This is a genomic window from Arthrobacter paludis, from assembly GCF_056782315.1.
On the sequence record NZ_JBXAEW010000001.1, the window covers coordinates 253927 to 276797 of the forward strand.

17 protein-coding genes and 1 tRNA gene are annotated in these 22871 nt (G+C 74.6%); 13 read left to right on the plus strand and 5 right to left on the minus strand.

The features are described from left to right. Positions 1-42: 42 nt before the first annotated feature. Entirely contained in the window at positions 43-1314 is a 1272-nt protein-coding gene (locus tag AC1Q5D_RS01275) for an MFS transporter (RefSeq protein WP_481736743.1), read from the plus strand. An 87-nt stretch (positions 1315-1401) separates the two neighbouring features. On the opposite strand, the gene AC1Q5D_RS01280 is transcribed toward AC1Q5D_RS01275, so the two are convergent. Then, positions 1402-3465 carry a glycoside hydrolase family 15 protein gene (locus tag AC1Q5D_RS01280; protein ID WP_481736744.1) on the minus strand — a complete coding sequence of 688 codons (2064 nt, stop codon included), beginning with the start codon at positions 3463-3465 and terminating at the stop codon, positions 1402-1404. Positions 3466-3677: 212 nt separating this feature from the next. Here AC1Q5D_RS01280 and AC1Q5D_RS01285 point away from each other — a divergent pair, with 212 nt between their 5' ends. The 5 genes from AC1Q5D_RS01285 to AC1Q5D_RS01305 all read left to right on the plus strand — a co-directional run bounded on the left by AC1Q5D_RS01285 (position 3678) and on the right by AC1Q5D_RS01305 (position 9658). Further along, complete coding sequence (locus AC1Q5D_RS01285) at positions 3678-4463, plus strand: DeoR/GlpR family DNA-binding transcription regulator (protein WP_481736745.1); 786 nt, start codon at positions 3678-3680, stop codon at positions 4461-4463. Continuing rightward, positions 4460-5437 (plus strand): 1-phosphofructokinase family hexose kinase, encoded by a 978-nt coding sequence (locus AC1Q5D_RS01290; RefSeq protein WP_481736746.1) that lies wholly within the window; start codon positions 4460-4462, stop codon positions 5435-5437. Before AC1Q5D_RS01285 ends, AC1Q5D_RS01290 begins: the two co-directional genes overlap by 4 nt. Further along, the gene (locus AC1Q5D_RS01295) at positions 5434-7518 is read left to right on the plus strand and encodes a PTS fructose transporter subunit IIABC (protein ID WP_481736747.1); all 2085 of its coding nucleotides are present in this window, start codon (positions 5434-5436) and stop codon (positions 7516-7518) included. The genes AC1Q5D_RS01290 and AC1Q5D_RS01295 overlap by 4 nt, the downstream gene beginning before the upstream one ends. After that, the gene (locus AC1Q5D_RS01300; RefSeq protein WP_481736748.1) at positions 7515-9221 is read left to right on the plus strand and encodes a putative PEP-binding protein; all 1707 of its coding nucleotides are present in this window, start codon (positions 7515-7517) and stop codon (positions 9219-9221) included. Before AC1Q5D_RS01295 ends, AC1Q5D_RS01300 begins: the two co-directional genes overlap by 4 nt. Positions 9222-9361: 140 nt before the next feature. Beyond that, on the plus strand, positions 9362-9658 hold the full coding sequence (locus AC1Q5D_RS01305; RefSeq protein ID WP_481736749.1) for an HPr family phosphocarrier protein: 297 nt from the start codon (positions 9362-9364) through the stop codon (positions 9656-9658). A 448-nt stretch (positions 9659-10106) separates the two neighbouring features. Here the strand turns inward: AC1Q5D_RS01305 and AC1Q5D_RS01310 are convergent, their stop codons facing one another. Then, positions 10107-13778 carry a proline dehydrogenase family protein gene (locus tag AC1Q5D_RS01310; protein WP_481736750.1) on the minus strand — a complete coding sequence of 1224 codons (3672 nt, stop codon included), beginning with the start codon at positions 13776-13778 and terminating at the stop codon, positions 10107-10109. Between the two features lie 198 nt (positions 13779-13976). Here AC1Q5D_RS01310 and AC1Q5D_RS01315 point away from each other — a divergent pair, with 198 nt between their 5' ends. The 5 genes from AC1Q5D_RS01315 to AC1Q5D_RS01335 all read left to right on the plus strand — a co-directional run bounded on the left by AC1Q5D_RS01315 (position 13977) and on the right by AC1Q5D_RS01335 (position 19021). Beyond that, positions 13977-14909, plus strand: coding sequence for a LysR family transcriptional regulator (locus AC1Q5D_RS01315; RefSeq protein ID WP_481736751.1), 933 nt, complete (start codon positions 13977-13979; stop codon positions 14907-14909). Positions 14910-15053: 144 nt separating this feature from the next. Continuing rightward, positions 15054-16574: a sodium/proline symporter PutP gene (putP, locus tag AC1Q5D_RS01320; RefSeq protein ID WP_481736752.1), complete on the plus strand. Its 1521-nt coding sequence runs from the start codon at positions 15054-15056 to the stop codon at positions 16572-16574. A gap of 157 nt (positions 16575-16731) precedes the next feature. Continuing rightward, positions 16732-16998: a GlsB/YeaQ/YmgE family stress response membrane protein gene (locus AC1Q5D_RS01325; protein WP_481736753.1), complete on the plus strand. Its 267-nt coding sequence runs from the start codon at positions 16732-16734 to the stop codon at positions 16996-16998. A 345-nt stretch (positions 16999-17343) separates the two neighbouring features. After that, entirely contained in the window at positions 17344-18588 is a 1245-nt protein-coding gene (locus AC1Q5D_RS01330) for an SRPBCC family protein (RefSeq protein ID WP_481736754.1), read from the plus strand. 10 nt (positions 18589-18598) lie between these two features. Further along, positions 18599-19021 (plus strand): hypothetical protein, encoded by a 423-nt coding sequence (locus AC1Q5D_RS01335; protein WP_481736755.1) that lies wholly within the window; start codon positions 18599-18601, stop codon positions 19019-19021. A gap of 66 nt (positions 19022-19087) precedes the next feature. Here AC1Q5D_RS01335 and AC1Q5D_RS01340 read toward each other — a convergent pair. Beyond that, positions 19088-19160 (minus strand) — tRNA-Ala (locus AC1Q5D_RS01340). 146 nt (positions 19161-19306) lie between these two features. Between AC1Q5D_RS01340 and AC1Q5D_RS01345 the strand changes: the two genes are divergently transcribed. After that, entirely contained in the window at positions 19307-20545 is a 1239-nt protein-coding gene (locus AC1Q5D_RS01345) for an AI-2E family transporter (RefSeq protein ID WP_481736756.1), read from the plus strand. Then, positions 20542-21204 (plus strand): DNA alkylation repair protein, encoded by a 663-nt coding sequence (locus tag AC1Q5D_RS01350; RefSeq protein WP_481736757.1) that lies wholly within the window; start codon positions 20542-20544, stop codon positions 21202-21204. The genes AC1Q5D_RS01345 and AC1Q5D_RS01350 overlap by 4 nt, the downstream gene beginning before the upstream one ends. Positions 21205-21220: 16 nt before the next feature. Here AC1Q5D_RS01350 and AC1Q5D_RS01355 read toward each other — a convergent pair whose 3' ends face one another. Next, the gene (locus AC1Q5D_RS01355; protein WP_481736758.1) at positions 21221-21499 is read right to left on the minus strand and encodes a DUF2277 domain-containing protein; all 279 of its coding nucleotides are present in this window, start codon (positions 21497-21499) and stop codon (positions 21221-21223) included. Between the two features lie 56 nt (positions 21500-21555). Beyond that, positions 21556-22767 (minus strand): MFS transporter, encoded by a 1212-nt coding sequence (locus tag AC1Q5D_RS01360; RefSeq protein ID WP_481736759.1) that lies wholly within the window; start codon positions 22765-22767, stop codon positions 21556-21558. Positions 22768-22871: the final 104 nt, after the last annotated feature.

The window sequence follows — 22871 nt, forward strand, 5'->3', positions numbered from 1 at the left end:
CGCCGCCGCACCCGCGGCCACCCCCATCCGGAAGGCACCGCCATGGCTCCCCGCGCGCTCGCCCCCTTCGCGCACCGCGACTACCGCGTCCTCGTGGGCTCGATGGCGCTGAGCGTCTTCGCGCACGGCATGTGGACGGTCGCCATGTTCTACCAGGTCCTGCGCCTGGGCGGATCGAAGGTGGACGTCTCCGTCGTCGCGACCGCGACGAGCCTCGGCCTCGTCCTGTTCGTCCTCGCCGGCGGCATCGCCGCGGACCGCCTCTCGTGCCGGCGGATCATCCTCGGCGTCAAGGCCGGCTCCCTCGTGGCCATGGCCGCCGTCGCGCTCCTCGCCTGGGCGGGCGCCCTCGCCCTGTGGCACCTGGCCGCGGCCGGCTTCGTCGTCGGGCTCGGCGCCGCGTTCTTCTTCCCCGCCTACTCGGCCCTGCTGCCGCGGATCCTGCCCGCGGGACACCTGCTGGCCGCGAACGGGGTCGAGGGCACGCTGCGCCCGGTCCTGCAACAGGCCGCCGGACCCGCCGCCGCGGGCATCGTCGTCGCCTCGCTCAGCCCGGCCCACGCGATCATCGGCATCGCCGCGTGCCACCTGCTCGCCCTGGCGATCTTCGCCACGATCTCCCGGGACCCGAGCTACGACGCCCACCTGGCGCCGGGCGAGCACCGCCCCAGCGTCCTGGCCGACCTGCGCGAGGGCGTCGCCTACACCGTCCGAACGCCGTGGCTCCTGTGGACGCTGCTCTTCGCCATCGTCACCGTCCTCAGCATGATCGGCCCCCTGGAGGTCCTCCTGCCGTTCATCGTCGAGGACAACCTGGACCTCGGCCCGGAGTGGTTCGGCTTCCTGCTGGCCGCCCTCGGCATCGGCGCCGCCGTCGGGTCCGCGGTCACCGCCTCGCGCCCGCTGCCCCGCCGGTACCTGACCTGGATGCTCGCGCTCTGGGGGCTGGGCACGCTGCCGCTGGTCTGGGTCGGGTTCGCACCGGACTTCTGGTCGGTGGCCGCGGCCGTGTTCCTCGTCGGCGCGACGGGCGGCATCGGCCAGGTCATCTGGGGCACGCTGCTGCAGCGCCGAGTGCCCCGCCACCTGCTGGGGCGGATCTCCTCGCTGGACTTCTTCGTGTCGCTGGCGCTGATGCCGATCTCCGTGGCGCTCGCAGGCCCCATCGGAGAGGCCGTGCCCCTCTGGGCGGTGTTCATCGTCGCCGGCGTAGTGGGTCCCGCGGCGGCCGCCGTCGCGTGGGCCGCGGGGCGGATGTCCCGCGACGAGCTCGAGCACCCACTCGACGCGCCGGCCCAGGCCCGGGCCGCGTAGCGCGGGACGGCCCCGGTCCGGGCCGCGGAGCGGCCCCGCGGGCCGCGCCGGGGGGACGACAGCGGCGACGCCGTCGTCCGCCCCCGCCTACAGCGCCGTCTGCCCGTGCCCGTTGATGGCGTCCGCCGCCCGGATGAGCGCCAGGTGCGAGAACGCCTGCGGGAAGTTCCCGGCCATGCGCTCCCCGACGGTGTCGTACTCCTCGGCCATGAGGCCCAGGTCGTTGGCCGTCCCGACGAGGCGGTCCATGAGCGCGCGCGCGTCCTCGATCCGCCCCGAGCGCGCGTACTGCTCGACGAGCCAGAACGAGCACGCCAGGAACGGGTACTCCCCCGGCGGGAGCCCGTCCATGCCGGCCTGAGTGCGGTAGCGGTGCAGGAGCCCGGCCTCGTCCATGAGGTCCTGTTCGATCCGCGCGACGGTCCCCTTCATCTCCGGCGAGTCGTAGTCCACGAACCCGACCTGCGCCAGGACGAGCAGCGAGGCGTCCACCTCCGTGGACCCGTAGGTCTGGGTGAAGGAGTTGAGCTCGCGGTTGAAGCCGTGTTCCATGATCTCGTCACGCACCCGGTCGCGCATCGCGCGCCACGGCCCGGCGTCGCCGTCCAGCCCGTGGTCCACGATGGCGCGCACGCCGCGGTCGAACGCCGCCCACATCATGACCCGCGAGTGCGTGAAGTACTTCTTGTCCCCGCGCATCTCCCAGATGCCGTGGTCCTTGCGGTCGAAGTTCGCGGCCACGTAGTCGACGAGGGACTTCTGCAGCGGCCACGAGAAGTGGTCCTCGGCCTGGCCCATGTTGCGCAGCTTCTCCAGCGCCACCAGCACCTCGCCGACGACGTCGCCCTGGTACTGGGTCACGGCCCCGTTGCCCACGCGCACGGGCACGGATCCCTCGTAGCCGGGCAGGTCCAGGTCGCGCTCGGGCAGGCGCCGCTCGCCGGAGATGCCGTACATGATCTGCAGGTCCTCGGTGTTCCCGGCGACCGCCCGCAGGAGCCAGTCGCGCCACTTGAGGGCCTCCCGCTGGTAGCCGTGGGTCATCATCGACTCGAGGGTCAGGGCCGCGTCGCGCAGCCAGCAGTACCGGTAGTCCCAGTTCCGCTCGCCCCCGAAGGCCTCGGGGAGGGACGTGGTCGGGGCCGCGACGATCCCGCCGGTGGCCTCGTGGGTCAGGGCCCGCAGGACCAGGAGCGAGCGGCGCACGACCTTGTCGTAGGACTCCTGCTCGGGGATGTCCGCGGCCCAGCGCCGCCAGTAGGTCGACGTGTGCTGGAGTGCCTCGCCGACGTCGATCCGCTCCGGGACGCCGCGGTGGGAGGGGTACCAGCACAGCTCGAAGTCGACCGTCTCGCCCGCGGAGACCAGGAAGTCCCCGGCGTGGCTGTGGTCGGCGGCCCGCGGCAGGCGGTCGCCGTGGAGCACGATCGCGTCCGGCCCCGCGACCGCGACGATGGAGCGGCCGCCCCGCTGCGGCGACCCCGCGCGGCGGACCCACGGGATCACGGACCCGTACCCGAAGCGCAGCGTCAGTTCCTGGTGCATCCGCACCGAGCCGGAGAGCCCTTCCACCCGGCGGACCAGGGACGCCCGCCGGTCGCCCACGGGCATGAAGTCGGTGACGAGCACCTGCCCGGCGTCCGTGCGCCAGAGCGTGCGGAGCACGAACGTGTTGGCGATGTACGTGCGCTCGACGACCTCGGGCACGCCGTCGTCCGGTCCCGCGGCCGTCCCCGCCCCGACGGCGCCGGGCTCCGCGAGCGCCTTGCCGTGCCGGGGCGTCTCGGTCCCGCGGGGCTCGGTGCCGTCGGCCGCGGCGCCGTGGGCGTCGGGGCTGTCAGCCTCAACGCCGTCGGCATCGGGGCCATCGGCCCCGGTTCCGCGGGGCTCGGCGCCGGCCATCGACTCGTCCCGGTCGGCCGCGTTCCGGGCCGGGTCGGCCCCGGTGTCGGGGCGGGCCGCGCAATGGTCGGGGGCGCCGAGCGGGGCGAGCAGCCAGCGCCCGTGGTTCAGGTCGCCGAGCAGCGAGGCGAAGACGGAGGGCTTGTCGAAGTTCGGAAAGCAGAGCCAGTCGATGCTCCCGTTTTTCGACACCAGGGCACCGGTGCGCAGGTCGGACAGGAGGGCGTAGTCCTCGATCGGGGAAGCCATCCACCCAGCCAAGCGAACGCCGGGCCCCGACGCAACCGAACAACGGCGCGATTCCGGCCACGCCGCGCCAGTGCCACGACTCCGCGCCACCGCCTTCGCCCGGATCTGTGGTTTTATCTGGATTCTCCTTGACGAAGCCACATGAACGGGCATAAAGTCATGGAAACGCAGAAACGTGGCACACGTCACCCCCCTCTCCCGGAAGGACCCAGATGTTCGCGGAGGAACGCCACCGGCTGGTCGCCGGCCTGGTCACGGAGCACGGCAAGGTGTCCGTGGCCGAGCTCGCCGAGCGCTTCGGCATTGCCCGGGAGACGGTGCGCCGCGACCTGGACCTGCTGGAGCAGTCCGGCACGCTGCGCCGCGTGCACGGCGGCGCCGTGGCGGCCGGCACCGCCAGCACGGCGGAGGAGAGCCACAGCGCCCGCACCACGCGCCACCTCGACGCCAAGCGCCGCATCGCCCGCCGCGCCCTGTCCCTCCTCCCCGCCGGCGAGGCGTCCGTGGTCCTCGACGCGGGGACGACGACGGAGCTGCTCGCCGGCCTCATGGCCGAGGACCTGCCCGCCGCCCGCGCGGCCGAGCTCCTGGCCATCACCCACGCGCTGCCGATCGCCCACCGCCTCTCGGCCTCCCCGGCGTTCCAGCTCGAGCTCGTCGGCGGCCGCGTCCGCGGGCTGACCAGCGCGGCCATCGGCTCCCGCGCCGTGGAGCAGTACGCCTCCCTGCGCCCCGACATCGCGTTCGTCGGCGCCAATGGCCTGCACGCCGGCTTCGGCCTCAGCACCCCCGACGCGCTCGAGGCCGCCGTCAAGACCGCGATCGTGCGTAGCGCGCGCCGCGTCGTCGTCCTCGCCGACGCCAGCAAGTTCGGCCAGGAGGCGCTGGTCCGCTTCGCCGAGTGGGGCGACGTCGACGCCGTCGTCACCGACGCCGCGCCCGAGGCGGAGCTGGCCGACGCGCTCGAGCGCGCCGAGGTGGAGGTGCTCGCCGCATGATCGCGACCCTGACCGCCAACCCGAGCCTGGACCGCACCATCGAGCTGGCCGCCCCGTTGGCCCGCGGCGGCGTCCAGCGCGCCACCGCCACCCACACCCAGGCCGCCGGCAAGGGCGTCAACGTCGCCCGCGCCGTCGCCGCGGCCGGCGCCGCGACCGTCGCGGTCCTGCCCGGCGACGCCACCGACCCGCTCGTGTTGGCGCTCGCCGCCGACGGGCTCCCGCACCGGGCGCTGCCCGTGGGCGCGCCGCTGCGCAGCAACATCACGCTCACGGAGCCGGACGGCACCACGACTAAGGTCAACGAGCCCGGGCCGCACCTGGGCGCGTTCGCGCAGCGGGCCCTGCTGGACCTCCTGGCCGCCGCCGCGGAGGGGGCCGCCTGGGTGGTCCTGGCCGGATCGCTGCCCCCGGGGGTCGACGCGGCGTTCTACGCCCGCGCCACCGCGGGGCTGCGGGCCCGCCTCGGCGGGGCCTGCCCGCGCATCGCCGTCGACACGTCCGGCGCACCGCTCGAGGCCGTCTTCGCCTCCGGCCCCGCATCCGTGCCCGACCTCGTCAAGCCCAACGCCGAGGAGCTCGCCGAGCTCGTCGGCGGCACCACCGAGGCCGAGCTCGAGGCCGACCCGCTGCGCGCCGCCGCCGCGGCCCACCGCCTGGTGGCCGCCGGCGCCGGTGCCGTCCTGGCCACGCTCGGCGCCCGCGGCGCGGTCCTCGCGACCGCGGGCGGCGCCTGGCACGCCACGCACCCGCCCGTCGCCGCGCGCAGCACCGTCGGCGCCGGCGACTCGTCCCTGGCCGGCTACCTGCTGGCCGACCTCGCCGGGCAGGGCCCCACCGGGCGCCTCGCCCAGGCCGTCGCGCACGGCGCCGCCGCGGCGTCGCTGCCCGGCTCCACTATCCCGTCCCCGTCCCACACCACCCCCGACGCCGTCACCGTCGTCGACCTCACCCCGGCAAGGAACACGCCATGACCGAACTGATCACCGACTCGCTCGTCCTCCTCGACGCGGACCTCGGCGCGGACAGCACCGGCGTCACCGACCGGCTGGCCGGACTCGTCACCGAGAACGGCCGCGCCACGAGCGCCGGGGACCTCGCCGCCGACGCCGCGGCGCGGGAGGCCAAGACCGCCACCGGCGTGCCCGGCGGCATCGCGATCCCCCACTGCCGCTCCGCCGCCGTCACCGTGCCGACGCTGGCCATGGCCCGGCTGGACCCCGCCGTCGACTTCGGCGCCAAGGACGGCCCCGCCGACCTGGTGTTCTTCATCGCCGCCCCCGCGGGCGCCGACCAGGAGCACCTCAAGCTCCTTTCCAAGCTGGCCCGCGCGCTCGTGAAGAAGGACTTCACCGCGGCGCTGCGCGCCGCCGCCACGCCGGCCGACGTCGTCGCGCTCGTCGGCGAGGCCGTCGGAGCGCGGACGACGGCGGGGACCGCCGGCACGGAGGCCCCCGCCGCCGCCGCCGCGGCGGGCACCGCCGCGGGGAACGCCGCGGGCCCGTCCTCCGCCGGGACCACCGCCGGCGCGGGCGCCGCGGCGGCGCCGGCGCCCGGGCACGCCACCACGGCGACCGCCGTCCGCCCGAAGCTCGTCGCGGTCACCGCGTGCCCGACCGGCATCGCCCACACCTACATGGCCGCCGACTCGCTGGCGGCCGCGGCCGAAGCGGCCGGCGCCGATCTGGCCGTCGAGACGCAGGGATCCTCGGGCTCCACGCCGCTGGACGCGGAGACCATCGCGGCCGCCGACGCCGTGATCTTCGCCGTCGACGTCGACGTGCGCGAGCGGGACCGGTTCGCCGGCAAGCCGCTCGTCCAGTCGCCGGTCAAGCGCGGCATCGACGAGCCGGACCGCATGGTCGCCGAGGCGATCGCCGCGGCCTCCGACCCGAACGCGCGCCGCGTCCCGGCCGGCTCCGGCCAGGCCACCGGCGAGCGCGCCGCCGCCGGATCCCGCGAGGGCCACGGCGCCGCCCTGAAGCGCGCCCTGCTGACCGGCGTGAGCTACATGATCCCGTTCGTCGCCGGCGGCGGGCTGCTCATCGCGCTGGGCTTCCTGCTCGGCGGGTACGACATCACGGACGCCGCGGACACGATCCTGGCCGAGAACACCCTGCTCAACCTGCCCGAGGGCGGGCTGGCCGCCTACCTGGGTGCGGCCGCGTTCAAGATCGGCGCGCTGTCCATGGGCTTCCTCGTCCCGGCCCTCGCCGGGTACATCGCCTACGCATACGCCGACCGGCCGGGCATCGCCCCCGGGTTCACGGCCGGCGCGGTGGCCGGGTTCATGGGGGCCGGCTTCCTCGGCGGCATCGCCGGCGGCATCCTCGCCGGCCTGGCCGCCCGCTGGATGGGCACTTGGCGGGTGCCGCGCTGGATGCGCGGGCTGATGCCCGTGGTCCTCGTGCCGCTGCTGGCCTCGATCCTCGCCTCGGGCGCCATGTTCCTGTTCCTCGGCGGCCCGATCGCCGGGCTGACCAACGCCCTGAACGCGTGGCTGTCCGGCATGGGTGGTGCGGCGGCCGCAGCGCTGGGCCTGATCCTCGGCCTGATGATGGCGTTCGACCTCGGCGGGCCCGTCAACAAGGTGGCCTACTCCTTCGCCGTCGCCGGCCTCGGCGCGGGCGCCGCGGACAACCAGGCGCCCTGGGCGATCATGGCCGCCGTGATGGCCGCGGGCATGGTGCCGCCGCTGGCCATGGCCCTGGCCACCGTGCTGGACCGCAAGCGCTTCACCGCGGCCGAGCACGAGAACGGCAAGGCCGCCTGGCTGCTCGGCGCCGCGTTCATCTCCGAGGGCGCGATTCCGTTCGCCGCCGCCGACCCGCTGCGCGTCATCCCGGCCAGCATGCTCGGCGCGGGCCTGACCGGCGCGCTGTGCATGGCCACGGACGTCACCTCGCAGGCCCCGCACGGCGGGCTGTTCGTCTTCTTCGCGATCGGCAACCTCGCCATGTTCGTCGTCTCCATCCTCGCCGGCGTGGTCGTCTCGGCCCTCGCCGTGCTCGCCCTCAAGCGCTTCGCCACCCGGAAGGCCCAGGTCACGGCATGAACGCCCATCCCGCGCACACCCAGCCCGCCGCCCTCGCCGGGTTCGGCGTCAGCGCCGGCCGCGTGATCGGTCCGGTCCGCCGGATGCCGGAGCCGATCGCCCCGCCGGCCGACGGCGCCGCCCTCCCCGCGGGAACGACCGCGGAGGCGGAGACCGAGCGGCTGGCCGACGCCGCCCGCGCCGTGGCCGCGGGGCTGAAGGCCCGGGCCGCCGCCGCGACCGGCGACGCCGCGGCCGTGCTCAAAGCGACCGCGCTGATGGCCTCGGACCGCACGCTGCTCAAGGCCGCCTCGAAACTCATCGCGTCCGGGACGGGCGCCGAGTCCGCGATCTGGGAGGCCGCCGAGGCGGTGGCCCTGCACCTCGAGGCCCTCGGCGGGTACATGGCCGAGCGCGCCACCGACGTGCTGGACGTCCGGGCCCGGATCGTCGCCGAACTGCGCGGCGTCCCGGCGCCCGGGATCCCGGACTCCGACGAGCCGTTCGTGCTCTGCGCCGCCGACCTGGCCCCCGCGGACACCGCGACGCTGGACCCGGCCAAGGTGCTGGCCCTCGTCACCTCCGAGGGCGGGCCCCAGTCGCACACCGCGATCATCGCCCGCGCCCTCGGCCTGCCGGCCGTCGTCGCCGCGCCCGGGACCACGGTGCTGGTCGACGGCGACGTCGTCTTCGTGGACGGGACCAGCGGCGCTGTCGTCCCCTCCCCCGGCCCGGAGGAGGAGGCGGCCGCCGCGGCCTACGCGGCCCGCGTCCCCCTGCCGGCGTTCGACGGCGAGGGCCGGCTCGCCGACGGCCACCGGATCCCGCTGCTGGCCAACGTCGGCGGCGGCCAGGACGCCGTGGCCGCGGCGCAGGCCGGCGCGGAGGGCGTGGGCCTGCTCCGCACCGAGTTCTGCTTCCTCGGCCGGGACGCCGAGCCGTCGCACGAGGAGCAGGTCGCGGCGTACCGCGCCGTGTTCGACGCGTTCGCCGGCCGGAAGGTGGTCGTGCGCACGCTCGATGCCGGGGCCGACAAGCCGCTGCCGTTCCTCACGGACAGCACCGAACCCAACCCGGCCCTCGGCGTGCGCGGCTACCGCACCGACGCCTCGGTCCCGGGGGTGCTGGGTCGGCAGCTGGCCGCCATCGCGGAGGCCGCCTCCGGGTCCGGCGCCGACGTCTGGACGATGGCGCCGATGGTCTCGACGCCCGCGGAGGCCCGCGCCTTCGCGGACCTGTGCACGGCCGCGGGGCTGCGCACGCCCGGCGTCATGGTGGAGGTCCCCTCCGCCGCGGTGCTGGCCGGCGCGATCTGCCGCGAGGTCTCGTTCTGCTCGATCGGCACGAACGACCTCACGCAGTACGCGATGGCCGCGGACCGCCAGCTGGCCGCCCTCGCGGAGCTGAACGACCCGTGGCAGCCCGCCGTCCTGCACCTGGTCAAGGCGACCGCCGACGGCGGCGCCGCGGCCGGCGGGAAGCCCGTGGGCGTCTGCGGCGAGGCCGCGGCCGACCCCGCGCTGGCCGTCGTGCTGGCGGGCCTCGGCGTCGCGTCGCTGTCCATGAACCGCCGCGCCCTGCCCGCGGTCGCGGCCGTGCTCCGCACCGTCGGCCTGGACCGGGCCCGCGAGCTCGCCGCCCTGGCCCTCGCGGCCGGGTCGGCGGCCGAGGCCCGCGACGCCGTCCGCGCCGGCCTGCCCGATCTGGAGCGCTTCGGCCTCTAGGGTCGCGCCCGGCGTCCAGGGCCGCCCGGCCGGACCGTTCCGGGACCCCGCCGTCGTCCACTGCCACCCCACCACCAAACCACCCGACACCGGCCCCGCCCGCCTAGGCTGGGCGCCACCGAACCGACAAGGAGCACACCATGGCCGAACGCACCGCCACCATCGCCAGCCGCGTCGGGCTGCACGCCCGCCCCGCCGCCCTCTTCGCCGAGGCCGCCGCCGAGCAGCCCGTCGAGGTCACGATCGCCCTGGAGGGCGAGCCCGCGGAGGACGCCCTGGACGCGTCGAGCATCCTGGCCCTGATGGGGCTGGGCGCGGAGCACGGGGCGAAGGTCGTCCTGCGCACCGAGGGCGACGGCCCGGAGGCGGAGTCCGCGCTCGACGCCCTCGCCGCCGTCCTCGAGACGGACCACGACGCGGAGGACGCCCCGGCCTAGCCCGGCCCACCTCCCCACGAGACGACCCGTCCCGTCCGCCGGGCCAGGTCCACCTCCCCACGAGACGACCCGTCCCGTCCGAGATGCCCCACTATGCCGGGGCGCCTCGGACGGGGCGGGTCTTCTCGTAGGGGGCGGGTCTTCTCGTATGGGGCGGGTCTTCTCGTACGGGGCGGGTCTTCTCGCGCACGGCGGTCGGTTCGCGGGCCGGTGGGCCGCCGGTCCACACGCCCGCGACCGCCCATCCCGCGAGGTCGCCCTTCCCGCCGCCACATCGCCCCCAGCAGATCCTGACATCGCGGGAAGACCCCGACGTCGCGAGACGGACCGGGCCGCCAGCGTGCGGCGGTCCGCCCCACCGGGGCACCACGACGAGCAGCCCCCGCCCGGATCGGGCGGGGGCTGCTGTCGCTTCGGGCGGGGCGGCGCCGATGGCGCGGCCGGGTCCCTAGATGAGGTCGTCCGAGAGGTGGTTCGGCGTGCCGAAGCGGTGGGCCGTGATGGAGATGGCCTGCTCGCGCAGGAACGGCAGCAGCTCGACCCGGCCGGCGGAGACCACCGGGTTGGCGTAGATCGCGACGTCGGGCTTGCCGCCAGCGGCCTCCGCGGTGGCGGCCAGGTCCCCGCCGATCAGGCGGATCCGGGCTCCGGCGTCGGGGCCCTTCCGAGCGGCGAGCCGGCGCACGCGGGCCGCCCAGGCCTCCCCGTCCTCCTCAGCGACGATGACGCCTGCGGCCCGCAGGAACTCCTCGACGTTCGCCGGCAGCCGCTCGGCGGTGCTGAGCGTGATCGCGGACCCGGCCCGGGCGCCGTCCCCGTCGGCCGCGGACTCCCAGGCGCGCAGGCCGGCCCCGACCACGCGCAGCAGCTCGGCGACGCCGTGCCCGGACGTGCCGGACTCGTAGCGGACGGTCACCGGCACGGGCCGGTAGCGGAAGACGTTCCGCTCGGCGGCCAGGCCGGAGACGTCCTTGGCCACGCCGAACTCGCGGTTCCACGCGTCGGCGTCGGAGGCCAGGGCGGCGGCGAGCCACTCGGTGTCGGCTTCGGAGAGCGCCGCCGCGGCGGATTCGTCGGCGGCGGCCGGGCCGGCCTGCGGGGCCGAGCCCGCCCCGTTCAGCGCGGCGTCGCGGGCCGTGCCCAGCAGCTGCGCGGCGGCCCCGGTGACGGCCGCGGCCTCGGCCGGCGCGGCGTCGGTCCATGCGCCCATGCCGACCAGATAGTTCGGCCCGCCGGCCTTCGTCCCGGCCCCGACCGCGGACTTCTTCCAGCCGCCGAACGGCTGCCGGCGCACGATCGCGCCGGTGATGCCGCGGTTGACGTAGAGGTTGCCGGCCTCGACGTGCTCGAGCCAGTAGTCCAGCTCGGCCGGGTCCAGCGAGTGCAGGCCGGACGTGAGGCCGTACTCGATCTCGTTGACCATCGCGACGGCCTCCTCGAGGCTCTTCGCGGTCATGACCCCGAGGATCGGTCCGAAGTACTCGGTCAGGTGGTACTCGCTGCCGCGGGCGACGCCGGAGCGCACGCCCGGGCTCCACAGCCGGCCCGTGTCGTCCAGCCGGCGCGGCTCGAGCACCCAGCGCTCCCCCTCGCCCAGCGTCGTGAGGCCGCGCAGGAGCTTGCCGGACGGCTCGGCGATAACCGGGCCCATCTGGCTGCGCGGGTCCTCCGGGTGGCCGACGTGCAGCGAGTTCACGGCGTCGACGAGTTGGTTGCGGAACCGCTTGCTCGTCGCGACGGACCCGACGAGGATCACCAGCGAGGACGCGGAGCACTTCTGCCCGGCGTGCCCGAAGGCGGACGCCGCGACGTCGCGCGCGGCGAGGTCCAGGTCGGCGGAGGGCGTGACGATGATGGCGTTCTTGCCGCTGGTCTCCGCGAGCAGCGGCAGGTCCGGCCGGAAGGAGCGGAACAGCTCCGCCGTCTCGTACCCGCCCGTGAGGATGAGCCGGTCCACGTCCGGGTGCGCGACGAGGTCGCGGCCCAGGTCCCGCTCGGAGACCTGCACGTACTGCAGCACGTCGCGGCCGATGCCGGCCTCGTCGAGGGCCTCCCAGATCGCCTCCACCATCACGGCGCCCGTGCGGGCGGCCTGCGCCGCCGGCTTGATGACGACGGCGGAGCCCGCGGCGAGCGCGGACAGCGTGGAGCCGGCCGGGATCGCGGTGGGGAAGTTCCACGGCGGGGTGACGACGGTCAGGCGCGACGGCGTGAACCGGGCCCCGTCGACGGCGTCGAGCTTGCGCCCCAGCTCCGCGTAGAAGTGGGCGAAGTCGATCGCCTCGGAGACCTCCGGGTCGCCCTGGTCCAGCGTCTTGCCGCACTCGGAGGCCATGACCTCGAGCAGCTCGGCCCGGCGGGCGGCGAGCCGGACGCCGGCGCGGTGGAGGACGTCGGCGCGCTGGGACCCCGTGAGGGCGCCCCACCGCTCGCCGGCCGCGGTGGCGCGGGAGACCGTCTCCTCGAGCGCCTCGCGCGTGGTGAGCGTGTGGCTGGACACCAGTTCCTTCCCGAGCTCCGAGCCGGGGACCCGCGCCAGGATGGCCCGCCCCCACTCGCGGTTCGCGGGCAGGTCCGGGTCCGTGTCCGGGGTGTTCGCGAAGGAGGCGACGGGGCTGCCGTAGCCGGCCGGGACGCCCTCCCGTTCGGGGACGCCCGCGTGGGCCTCGGCCGCGGCGTCCTGCGGGTCGAAGTGGGCGCGGTCCTGCCGCCGGTTCGGGGCGGGCACGCCCTCGAGGGCGTCGAGGTCCCGCAGCGAGGCCAGGAAGCGCTCCCGCTCGCGGGCGAACAGCTCCTCGTTCTCGGACAGTTCGAAGACGGCGGACATGAAGTTCTCGTGGCTGGCGCCCTCCTCGAGCCGCCGCACCAGGTAGGCGATGGCGACGTCGAACTCGCCCGGGTGGACGACCGGCGTGTAGAGGAGCAGGGAGCCGACGTCGCGCTTGACGACCTCGGCCTGCGCCGTCGCCATGCCGAGCAGCATCTCGTAGTCGACGCCGGCGGTGACACCGCGGGCCTCCGCGAGCAGGTGGGCCAGGGCGATGTCGAAGAGGTTGTGTCCGGCGACGCCGAGCCGCACGTTGCCGATCCGCTCGGGGTGCAGCGCGTAGTCCAGGACCGCCTTGTAGGAGGTGTCGGTGGCCTGCTTGCTGCCCCAGACCGCGGACGGCCATCCGTGCAGGTCGGCGTCCATGGTCTCCATCGGCAGGTTCGCGCCCTTGACGAGGCGCACCTTGACCGGGGCGCCGCCGTCGGCCCGCCGCGCCGCGGCCCATTCCTGCAGCCGCACCATGGCACCGAGCGCGTCGGGCAGGTAGGCCTGCAGGACGATCCCGGCCTCGGTGCCGCGGAACTCCTCCCGGTCCAGCAGCCGGGTGAAGACGGCGATGGTCATCTCGAGGTCCTTGTACTCCTCCATGTCCAGGTTGATGAACTTGGGCTGGGCGGAGTCCCGGGCGAGCCGGTAGAGGGGCGCGAGCTGCTCGACGACGTGGCCGACGGCCTCGTCGAACGACCAGTGGTTGTGCGGGGCGACGGTCGAGGAGACCTTGATGGAGACGTAGTCGACGTCGCCGCGGGCCAGCAGCGAGCGCGTGCCCGCGAGGCGGCGGTCGGCCTCGCGCTGGCCGAGGATGGCCTCGCCGAGCAGGTTGATGTTGAGGCGGACGTCGTCCTTGCGGACCGCGGCGATGGCCCGGCCCAGCCGGGCGTCGGACGCGTCGACGATCAGGTGGCCCACCATCTCGCGCAGCACGCGGCGGGCGATGGGGATGACGACGCCGGGGGCCACGGGGGCGGCCGCCCCGCCGAGCGCGACGGCGGACTTCATGTACCACGGCAGGAAGGACGGGACCTTCGGCGCGAGGGCCCGCAGGTTGCGGGCCGCCACCGAGACGTCCTCGGGCCGGACGACGCGGTCGACGAACCCGACCGTGAAGTCGAGCCCGTTCGGGTCCTGCAGCACGCCGGCCAGCTGGGCGGCGGCGGGATCCACCGGGATCCTGGCGGAATCCTCCAGCCAGCGGCGCACCAGCGCGACGGCGTCGTCGGCAAGGTCTGCTGGCCGCACCGGACCGCCGGGGCGGGTGGTCGGGGCTGGGTCGGTGAGGGGAGTGGTCAACGCGTGCTCCTGGTGAAACTGCCGGCGCGGGGCCGGCGGCGTGCGCCCTCGGCACTCCCGGGGCGCGGGCGGACGGGCCGCCACCCCCAGTATCGACCGTCACATGGTTCGGTGAAAGCGACGTTCTCCGAACGATATTGTTAAGGAGAACCGAACGATTCCCGGCGCCCCCGGCGCCCTTCCGACGGGAGGATGCGCATGCTCGACGTCAGGCGCCTGCGCCTGCTCCGGGAGCTGTCCGTACGCGGCACGGTGGCCGAGGTGGCCGCGGCCCTGAACTACAGCCCGTCCTCGGTGTCGCAGCAGCTGACCCTGCTCGAACGCGAGGCGGGCGTCCCGCTGCTGCGGCGCGCGGGGCGCCGGCTGCAGCTCACTCCCCAGGCCCAGGTCCTCGTGGCCCACACCGGGGAGCTGCTGGACTCCCTCGAGCGGGCGGAGGCGGCGCTGGCGGCGAGCCGGCCCGAGGTCGCGGGCACCGTCCGGCTGGCGATGTTCCAGACCGCGGCGCTGGCCCTGCTCCCTGCGACGCTGCGCCACCTCCGCGAGGGCCACCCGGGCGTGCGCGTCGAGATGGTCCAGCACGAGCCGGAGACCGCGCTGCACGAGACGTGGGTCCGGGACTTCGACCTCGTCGTCGCGGAGCAGTACCCCGGCCATGCCGCGCCGCACCACCCGGGACTGGACCGGGACCCCCTGGTGCGGGACCCCGTGCGGCTGGCCCTCCCGGCCTCCGGCCCTCCCGCCTGGGAGCTCGTGGACACGCTCCCGGACGCGGCCCGCCTCCCCTGGGTCATGGAGCCGCACGGGGCCGCGTCCCGGCACTGGGCGGAACAGGCCTGCCGCGGCGCGGGCTTCGAGCCGGACGTGCGGTTCGAGACCGCGGACCTGCAGGCGCACGTGGCGCTGGTCGAATCGGGCCTCGCCGTCGCACTCATGCCCGACCTCGTCTGGGTGGGCCGCCGGCCCGCCGTGCGCCTGGTGGACCTGCCCGGCGCGCCCCGGCGCACGGTGTTCACGTCGATGCGGGAGGCGAGCACCCACCACCCCGCGATCTCCGCCGTGCGCCGCGCCCTCCACGCCGAGGCGGCGCGGCTCGGCGGCAACCACCCGGACTTGGTCACGGGAAGGTAACGGCGCCGTGACCCCCATCACACAGCCGGCCGATTCGGGGTCATACTCGGAGGACCACCCGCCGCCGCGCGTAGCCTCTCAGGGAACCGCACCCCCGGCCCGCGCCGCCACCGCACGGCCCACAACCCACGAGGAACCCTTGCCATGACGGAGACCACGTACCAACTCATAGCCATCGGCATCTACCTACTGGTCATGCTTGCCATCGGCTACTTCGCCTTCCGGCGCACGTCCGACCTCGACGACTACATGCTCGCGGGCCGAGGCCTGCGCCCGGGCGTCGCGGCGCTGTCCGCCGGCGCGTCCGACATGTCCGGCTGGCTCCTCATGGGCCTGCCGGGCGCGATCTACGTGTCCGGCCTCATCGAGGCCTGGATCGCGATCGGCCTGACCATCGGCGCGTGGTTGAACTGGAAGTTCGTCGCGCCGCGCCTGCGCGCCTACACGGAGGTGTCGCAGAACGCGATCACCATCCCGAGCTTCTTCGAGAAGCGGCTCAAGGACCGGTCGCACTTCCTGCGGATCGCGGCGAGCCTGATCATCCTCGTGTTCTTCACGTTCTACGTCTCCTCGGGCATGGTCGCGGCCGGCAAGTTCTTCGAGTCCTCGTTCGGCTGGTCCTACCTGTCCGGGCTGCTGATCGTCGCCGGCATCACGCTGCTCTACACGCTGTTCGGCGGCTTCCTCGGGGCCACGCTCACCGACGTCGCCCAGGGGCTGCTGATGTTCGCCGCGCTGCTCGCGGTGCCGATCGTCGCCGTCATCCGCGCCGGGGGCATCGGCGAGGTCACCCAGCGCATGACCGAGGCCAACCCGGACGCCCTGAACCTGTTCGCCGGGGCCACCGACGGCAACGCGCTGCTGTGGACCGTCGGCATCATCTCCACGGCGGCCTGGGGCCTCGGCTACTTCGGCCAGCCGCACATCATCGTCCGCTTCATGGCGCTGCGCAGCCCGGCCGACGCCAAGGCCGGCCGCCGGATCGGCATCGGCTGGATGATCCTCACGAGCGTCGGCGCCGTCACCACCGCCCTGATCGGCATCGGCTACTTCTCCAACGACCCGGCCCGCCCGCTGGGCGATCCGGAGACCGTGTTCCTGGTGCTGAGCCAGATCTTCTTCCACCCGCTGATCGCCGGGCTCGTGCTGGCCGCCGTCCTGGCCGCGATCATGTCCACGATGTCCTCGCAGCTCGTCGTGTGCTCCTCGGCCCTGGTCGAGGACCTCTACAACATCGTGGGCCGGCGCTCGACCCCGAAGAAGGAGGTCATGCTCGGCCGCGCCGGCGTCCTGGTGGTCGCCCTGGTCGGGTTCCTGCTGGCCCTGAACCCGAACTCGTCGATCCTCGCCCTGGTGGCGTTCGCGTGGGCCGGCTTCGGCGGCGCGTTCGGCCCGATCGTCCTGCTGAGCCTGTACTGGCGCAAGCTGACCGCCCCCGGCGCCCTGGCGGGCATGATCACGGGCGCCGTCGTCGTCTTCGTCTGGGGCAACATCCCGGCGCTGACCGGCGCGATGTACGAGATCGTCCCGGGCTTCCTGGCCAACCTCGTCGTCACCGTGCTGGTCTCCCGGGCGACCGCCCGCCCGAACCCGGAGGTCGACGCCGAGTTCACCGCGATGGAGGGCCGCCTGGCCGCCGAGCAGCCCACGCCGGTCCCCAACTGATCGCCATCCGTCCGCAGGTCGGACGGCGATTGACAGACTCCCCCGGCTCCTCTTGCGCTCGGTTCGCAGATTGGTAATCTGGCGCTCGTGAGACCCGGCGCCCACCGGCGCCGGAAACACGGACCGCCATGCGGCGGAGAAGTAGGGAGGCAAGACCATGGGAATCATCGGTTGGATTGTCCTTGGACTCATTGCCGGGGCCATCGCCAAGCTCATCCTGCCCGGTAAGCAGGGAGGCGGCTGGATCGCCACCCTCGTCCTGGGCGTGATCGGCGCCCTCCTGGGCGGCTGGGTCGGTTCCGCGATCTTCGGTGTCGGCATCGAGGAGTTCTGGTCCATCCAGACCTGGCTCGTCGCGATCGTGGGCGCCCTCGTGGTGCTCGTGATTTGGGGCTTCATCACCAAGCGCAGCTCCCGGGTCTGACCCCCACAGACCCCCCGCCGCGCCCCGCGCGGAGGGACCGTCGTCCGGCGGCCGTTCACAGGAACGGCCGCCGGCGTCGTTTAACAAGTTTTTGACCGAAAGCATTGACGCGGCCTTTCCGCGACGGCAGACTGTGTGACACAGGTCACGGGGGGATCTGCCAGAACGAAGGGGAGCGGCACGAAGGGCGCCCAGGGGGCCGCGGCAGCGGTGGGCGTTCGGAGGCCAGCCGGTAGGGGTCCGGGGGGAACCCACGCTCATGGGGGGAGCGGACACCGGCGGGGCGGCCGCTCCCCTCCGTCATGTCCGCGACGCGTTCCCAGCCTCCGGCGATACCCTGATCCCATGTCCTGGTCCCGCACGCGCAGCCACCGTCTGGCCCTGCCGCCCGACGCGGTCTGGGCCGTGCTCTCGCGGCCCTCGCTCGCCCCCCTGTGGCACCCCGCCATCCAGTCCCTCGAGCCCCGTGCGGGCCTGGCCGAGGGCGCCGAGCTCGACTACCGGCCGTCGTCGCGCATCGTGGGGCCGATCCACGCGCGCACCGCCCCCCCCGCGCGCCTCGTGCGTTTCGAGTCCGGCCGGCGGTTCGCGTGGCGGCAGCCGCAGCCGGGCGGCGGGATGCTGGTGCAGTGGGACGTGGAGCCCGACGGCGGCGGCTCGCGCGTGACACAACGCGTCGTCGTCGACGGCCCCGCCGCCACCGTCTTCGCCCGCTCCGCCGGCGCACCCCTCGCCGCGGACTTCGCGGGGGCGTGCGCCCGCCTCTTCAGCCTGGCCGGGGGGACGCCGACGGCGGAGCTCAAGGTCGTCATCGCGGGCGCACCGGGTCCCTGCACGGGCCTGCTCGCGGCGGACCTGTACTGCGCGGGCCACGACGTCGCCGTCCTCACGCAGTACCCCACCGGCGACACCCCGTACCGGGAGGTGCCGTGGGCCGCGACGCCCGGCCCGTGGGAGCAGGAGCTGGACGGGACGCACGGACCCGTCGGGGTGGTCCATCTGGCCCACGACCCGGCCTCCCCCGAGCCGCCGGAGGCGTCCGGCTCCGCGTGGGACGCCTCCGCGTGGGACGCCCTGGCCCGGGCCACCGTCCGGCGCCCCGTCGCCCGCTGGGTCGACATCACGGGCGCGGGCGGCGGCGACGCCGGCGCGGGCGCACACGCCGCCCGGCGCCTCGTCCTGCGCTCCGGGCTGGTCCTGCGGGACGACCCGAGGCTGCTGGCCCGCATGGCCCGCTCCGTCCGGGCCACGCCCGGCGGCGACGGCGGGTGGCTGCTGTGGATCCACGCCCAGGACTGGCTGCGCGTCGTGCGCGCCGCGCTCGGGCTCGACCCGGAGGTGCCGCTGCCCGACGGCGCGCTGCTGGCCGCGGCCCCGGAGCCCGTGCGGCCGTCGGAGCTTCCCGGGCTCCTGCAGCCGCACCCGTCGGCGGCTCCCCTGCGGGCGGCCCGCACGCACCTGCCCGGAGGGTTCCGGGCCGGGGCCGCGGAGTCCCGGCCGCAGGCCCCGGCGCCCACCGAGCTGCAGGACGCCGGGTTCGGGTTCCTCCACCCCCAATTGGCTGAGGCGCTGGCCGCCATCCGGGCCTAGAATGGTGGGCATGGACACGGACACCGTTGCCGTCGTCTTCCATCACCGCCACGCGGCCACCCTCCGTGCGGCCCAGATGCTGTGCGACCGCTTGCACGCCGGCGGGCTGACTCCCCGCCCGGTCTGGGTGACCCGCGCGGTCGCCCACGACGTCGCCTACTGTTCCGGCGTCGCCCTGCTCTCCCCCCTGGTCCTCGGCCGGTTGCACGGCCGCTCCCTGGCGCGCGACGTCGCGCCGGTGCGGCCGACGGCGGTTGCCGCGGTCGGCGGCGAGGATCTGCCCTGGTCCCTCCCGCGGCTGTTCCCGGCGGCCGAGCGGTACAGGTTCGGGTTCTTCGCCGTCGGGGTCGTCGACGCCGAGCCGCTGCGCGCGGACATCGCGCGGATCGCGGAGTGGCTCGAGGAGCGGCTGCTGCCGGCCCAGGCGGCCTGAGCCGGACAAGCGAAACGCCCCGGTCCGAAGACCGGGGCGTTTCTGAGATGCCGTGCATCCCGCGAGTGGAGGTAAGGGGATTCGAACCCCTGACCTTCTGCATGCCATGCAGACGCGCTACCAACTGCGCCATACCCCCGCGGAGGTGGTCCGTCGTCCGCCTTCCGGCGGCCTCCGGGCCGGTTCACAACTCTACAACAGGTGGGCCCCACTGCGCCAATCGACGCCCGACCAGCGCTTTCCGGCCCGGGCTCCTAGACTGGGCGGCAGGCAGAGGGGAGCCCCATGGACCACAACCCGCAGCACGCAACCGCCGTGCGACCGGCGCTGCCGCGCTTCGTCCTCGTGGCGCTGGGCGTCGCCGGGCTCGCGATCACCCTGCAGTTCGCGCGCGAGCTCAAGGACATCCTCGCGCCCGTCTTCCTCGGGCTGAACCTCGTGATCGTCGCCTACCCGCTCCAGCGGTGGCTGGCCCGCAAGACGCAGCGGCACCTGGCCGCCACGGTCGCGCTGATCCTGGTGCTCCTCGTGGTCACCGTGTTCTTCCTGTCCACCGGCTGGGCGATCGCGGAGCTACTGCGCGAGCTGCCGAAGTACAACCGCCAGTTCAGCGAACTGTGGACGCAGACGACCGCGCTCCTGCAGGGCTGGGGCATCGGGCAGGACCAGCTGCGCCAGCAGTTCCAGGGCATCAACGCCGGCAACATCATCGGCCTGCTCACCCCCGTGGTCGCGAACGTGTCCCAGGTCCTGGCCCTGCTGGCCACCCTGGTGGTCGCCGTGTTCTTCCTGGCGATGGACTCCGTGTCGATCGAGAAGCGCCTGGCCATGGTCATCGACCGCCGCCCGGCCGTGACGACCGCGCTCGCCTCCTTCAGCCTCGGCGTCCGCCGCTACTGGGTGGTCGCGACCCTCTTCGGCCTCGTCGTCGCGCTCCTGGACGTCGTCGTCCTGGCCGTCATCGGCGTCCCCCTGATCTGGGTGTGGGGCGTGTTGGCGTTCCTGACCAACTACATCCCCAACATCGGGTTCGTCATCGGCCTGGTCCCGCCGGCGCTGCTCGCCCTGCTGGACGGCGGCCCCGGCCCGGCGATCGCCGTCGTCGCCGCCTACTGCGTCATCAACTTCACGGTCCAGGCGATCATCCAGCCGAAGATCGCCGGGGAGTCCGTCGGCGTCACGCCGACCATGTCGTTCCTGTCCCTGCTGTTCTGGTACTGGGTGCTCGGCTGGCTCGGCGCGCTGCTGGCGCTGCCGGCGACGCTTCTGGTCAAGGCGTTCCTCGTCGACGCCGACCCCAACGCCCGTTGGGCGAACGCGCTCATCGCGTCCTCGCCGCACCACGGTCTCGAGGCGGTCCACCGCTCGACGGCGTTCGGCTCCCGCGCGGGCGGCACCCACGGGGACGACGACGCCGGTGACCAGGACGCCCAGGACCCGGCCTCGGACCCCGGCGAAATCGGCGCCCCCAAGCACGAGGAAGCCTCGTTCGACGGGCGGGAACACCCCGGGAGGAACCCGTGAGCGAAACCCTGGACGCGGTGCTGGCCGAGCTGGCCGCGCTCGAGGACCCCAGGATGCGCGCGGCCAACGAGAAGCGCGGCGACGACCACGGCGTGAACCTGTCGAAGCTGCGCGCGCTCGCGAAGCGGCTGAAGACCCGGCAGGACCTCGCCGTCGGGCTCTGGGCCACGGGCGACACCGCCGCGCGCCTGCTCGCCCTGCTGGTGTGCCGGCCCAAGGCGTTCGGGCGCGACGACCTGGACGCGATGCTGCGCGGGGCCCGCCCGCCGAAGGTCCACGACTGGCTGGTGAACTACGTCGTGAAGAAGAGCCAGCACGCCGAGGAGCTGCGGGTGGCCTGGACGGCGGACGCCGACCCCGTCGTCGCGAGCGCCGGTTGGGCCCTGACCACGGAACGGGTCGCCAGGAAGCCCCAGGGGCTGGACCTCGACGGGCTGCTGGACACCATCGAGGCCGGGATGAAGGACGCCCCGGACCGGCTGCAGTGGGCCATGAACCACACGTTGGCCCAGATCGGGATCGAGCACGCGGAGCACCGGGGGCGGGCGATCGCGATCGGGGAGCGGCTCGGCGTCCTCAAGGACTACCCCACTCCCCCGAACTGCACGTCGCCGTACGCGCCGGCCTGGATCGACGAGATGGTCCGCCGGCGCGGCTGAGGCCGGGGCCGGCGCCTCACGACGCGGCGGCGCCGTAGCGCGCCGCGGAGCGGGCCCGCGCCCTCGCGGCCTCCTCCTCGCGGTTCTTGGGCCGCGCGGTCGTCACGAGGTCCGCGAGCAGGTGCTCGGTGGCGTGGGCGATGTCGGCCACCGCCCGCTCGAACGCCTCCGCGTTCGCGGCCGAGGGCTTGTTCATCCCGCTGACCTTGCGCACGTACTGCAGTGCGGCGTCGTGCACCTCCGCGGAGGTGGCGTGCGGCTCGAAGTTGTACAGGGGGCGGATGTTCCGGCACATGCCACCAGCGTCGCACCGCGGCGGGCCCGGGGCCAGCCCCCGGGCTGGGCGCCGGGTCAGCCCCGAACGGGGTCCTTCCGGCGGACCACCAGGAACGTCAGGCCCCCGAGCACCAGGCCGAGCAGCGCCAGCCCGGCCCCGATGAACGACGGGGCCTGGTAGCCGAGCCCGGCCCGCAGCGCCTCCGCGGCGAGCGCCGCGCCCAGGGCGTTGGCCACGTTGAGGGCCGAGTGGTTCAGCGACGCGGCCAGCGACTGGGCCCGCGGTGCCGAGTCCATGAGCAGTGCCTGCAGGCTGGGCACCAGCATCGAGCCGAGGCCGCCGAGCACGAACACCAGCGCCAGCGCCGGGACGGGGTACGGGGACAGGAACCCGAACGCGGCCATGACCACCACCATGAGGGTCGTGGAGATGGCGATGCTGCCGTGGACCGACCAGTCGGACATGCGCCCGCCGGCCAGGTTCCCGATGACCATGCCGGTCCCGTAGAGCGCGAGCACCGCGGGGACGGCGGTGATCGGCAGGCCCGTGACCTCGGTGAGCGTGGGGCTGATGAACGAGTAGACGGCGAAGAACCCGCCGAAGCCGACGATGCCCGTGGCCATGGCCAACCAGACGGCGCCCCTGCGCAGGGCGCCGAGCTCGCGCCGGATGCTGGCCTCGGCGTGGGCTGGGCTGAACGGGACGAACGCCTTGATCCCGGCCCACGTGAGCGCGCCGATGAGGGCGACGGCGGCGAACATCCACCGCCAGCCCAGCTCCTGGCCGAGCCACGTCACGGCGGGCACGCCCGCGACGTTGGCGACGGACAGGCCGAGCATGACCCAGGCGATGGCCCGGCCGCGCATGCTGGCGGGCACGAGCGTCCCGGCCAGGATCGCCGCGATGCCGAAGTACGCCCCGTGCGGCAGTCCGGACAGGAACCGCGTGACGAGCATGCTCCCGTAGTCGGGCGCGAACATCGAGGACGCGTTGGCGAGGGCGAAGAACGCCATGAGCAGCAGCACCATGGTCTTGTGGGGGACGCGCGCGCCCAGCGCGGTGAGCACCGGGGCGCCGACGACGACGCCGAGCGCATACGCGGAGATCAACAGCCCCATGTCCCCGTGCGCCACGCCCAGGTCCGCGGCCCCCTCCTGGAGCAGGCCCATGATGGCGAACTCCGTGGTGCCGATGCCGAACCCGCCCAGGGCGAGAGCGACGACGGCGAGCAGCAGGGCCCGCCCGGTCAGGTGGGTGGTGCGGGGCGCGGTGTCGGTGGTGGACATGGAAACCGTTCGTCGGGGTGCGTCGGGGACGCGACGGCGCTGGCGCTCCATCCAGTCTAGGGCGACGGGCGCGCGCTTCCGGCCCCGGGGTCGCGGGCCTCACA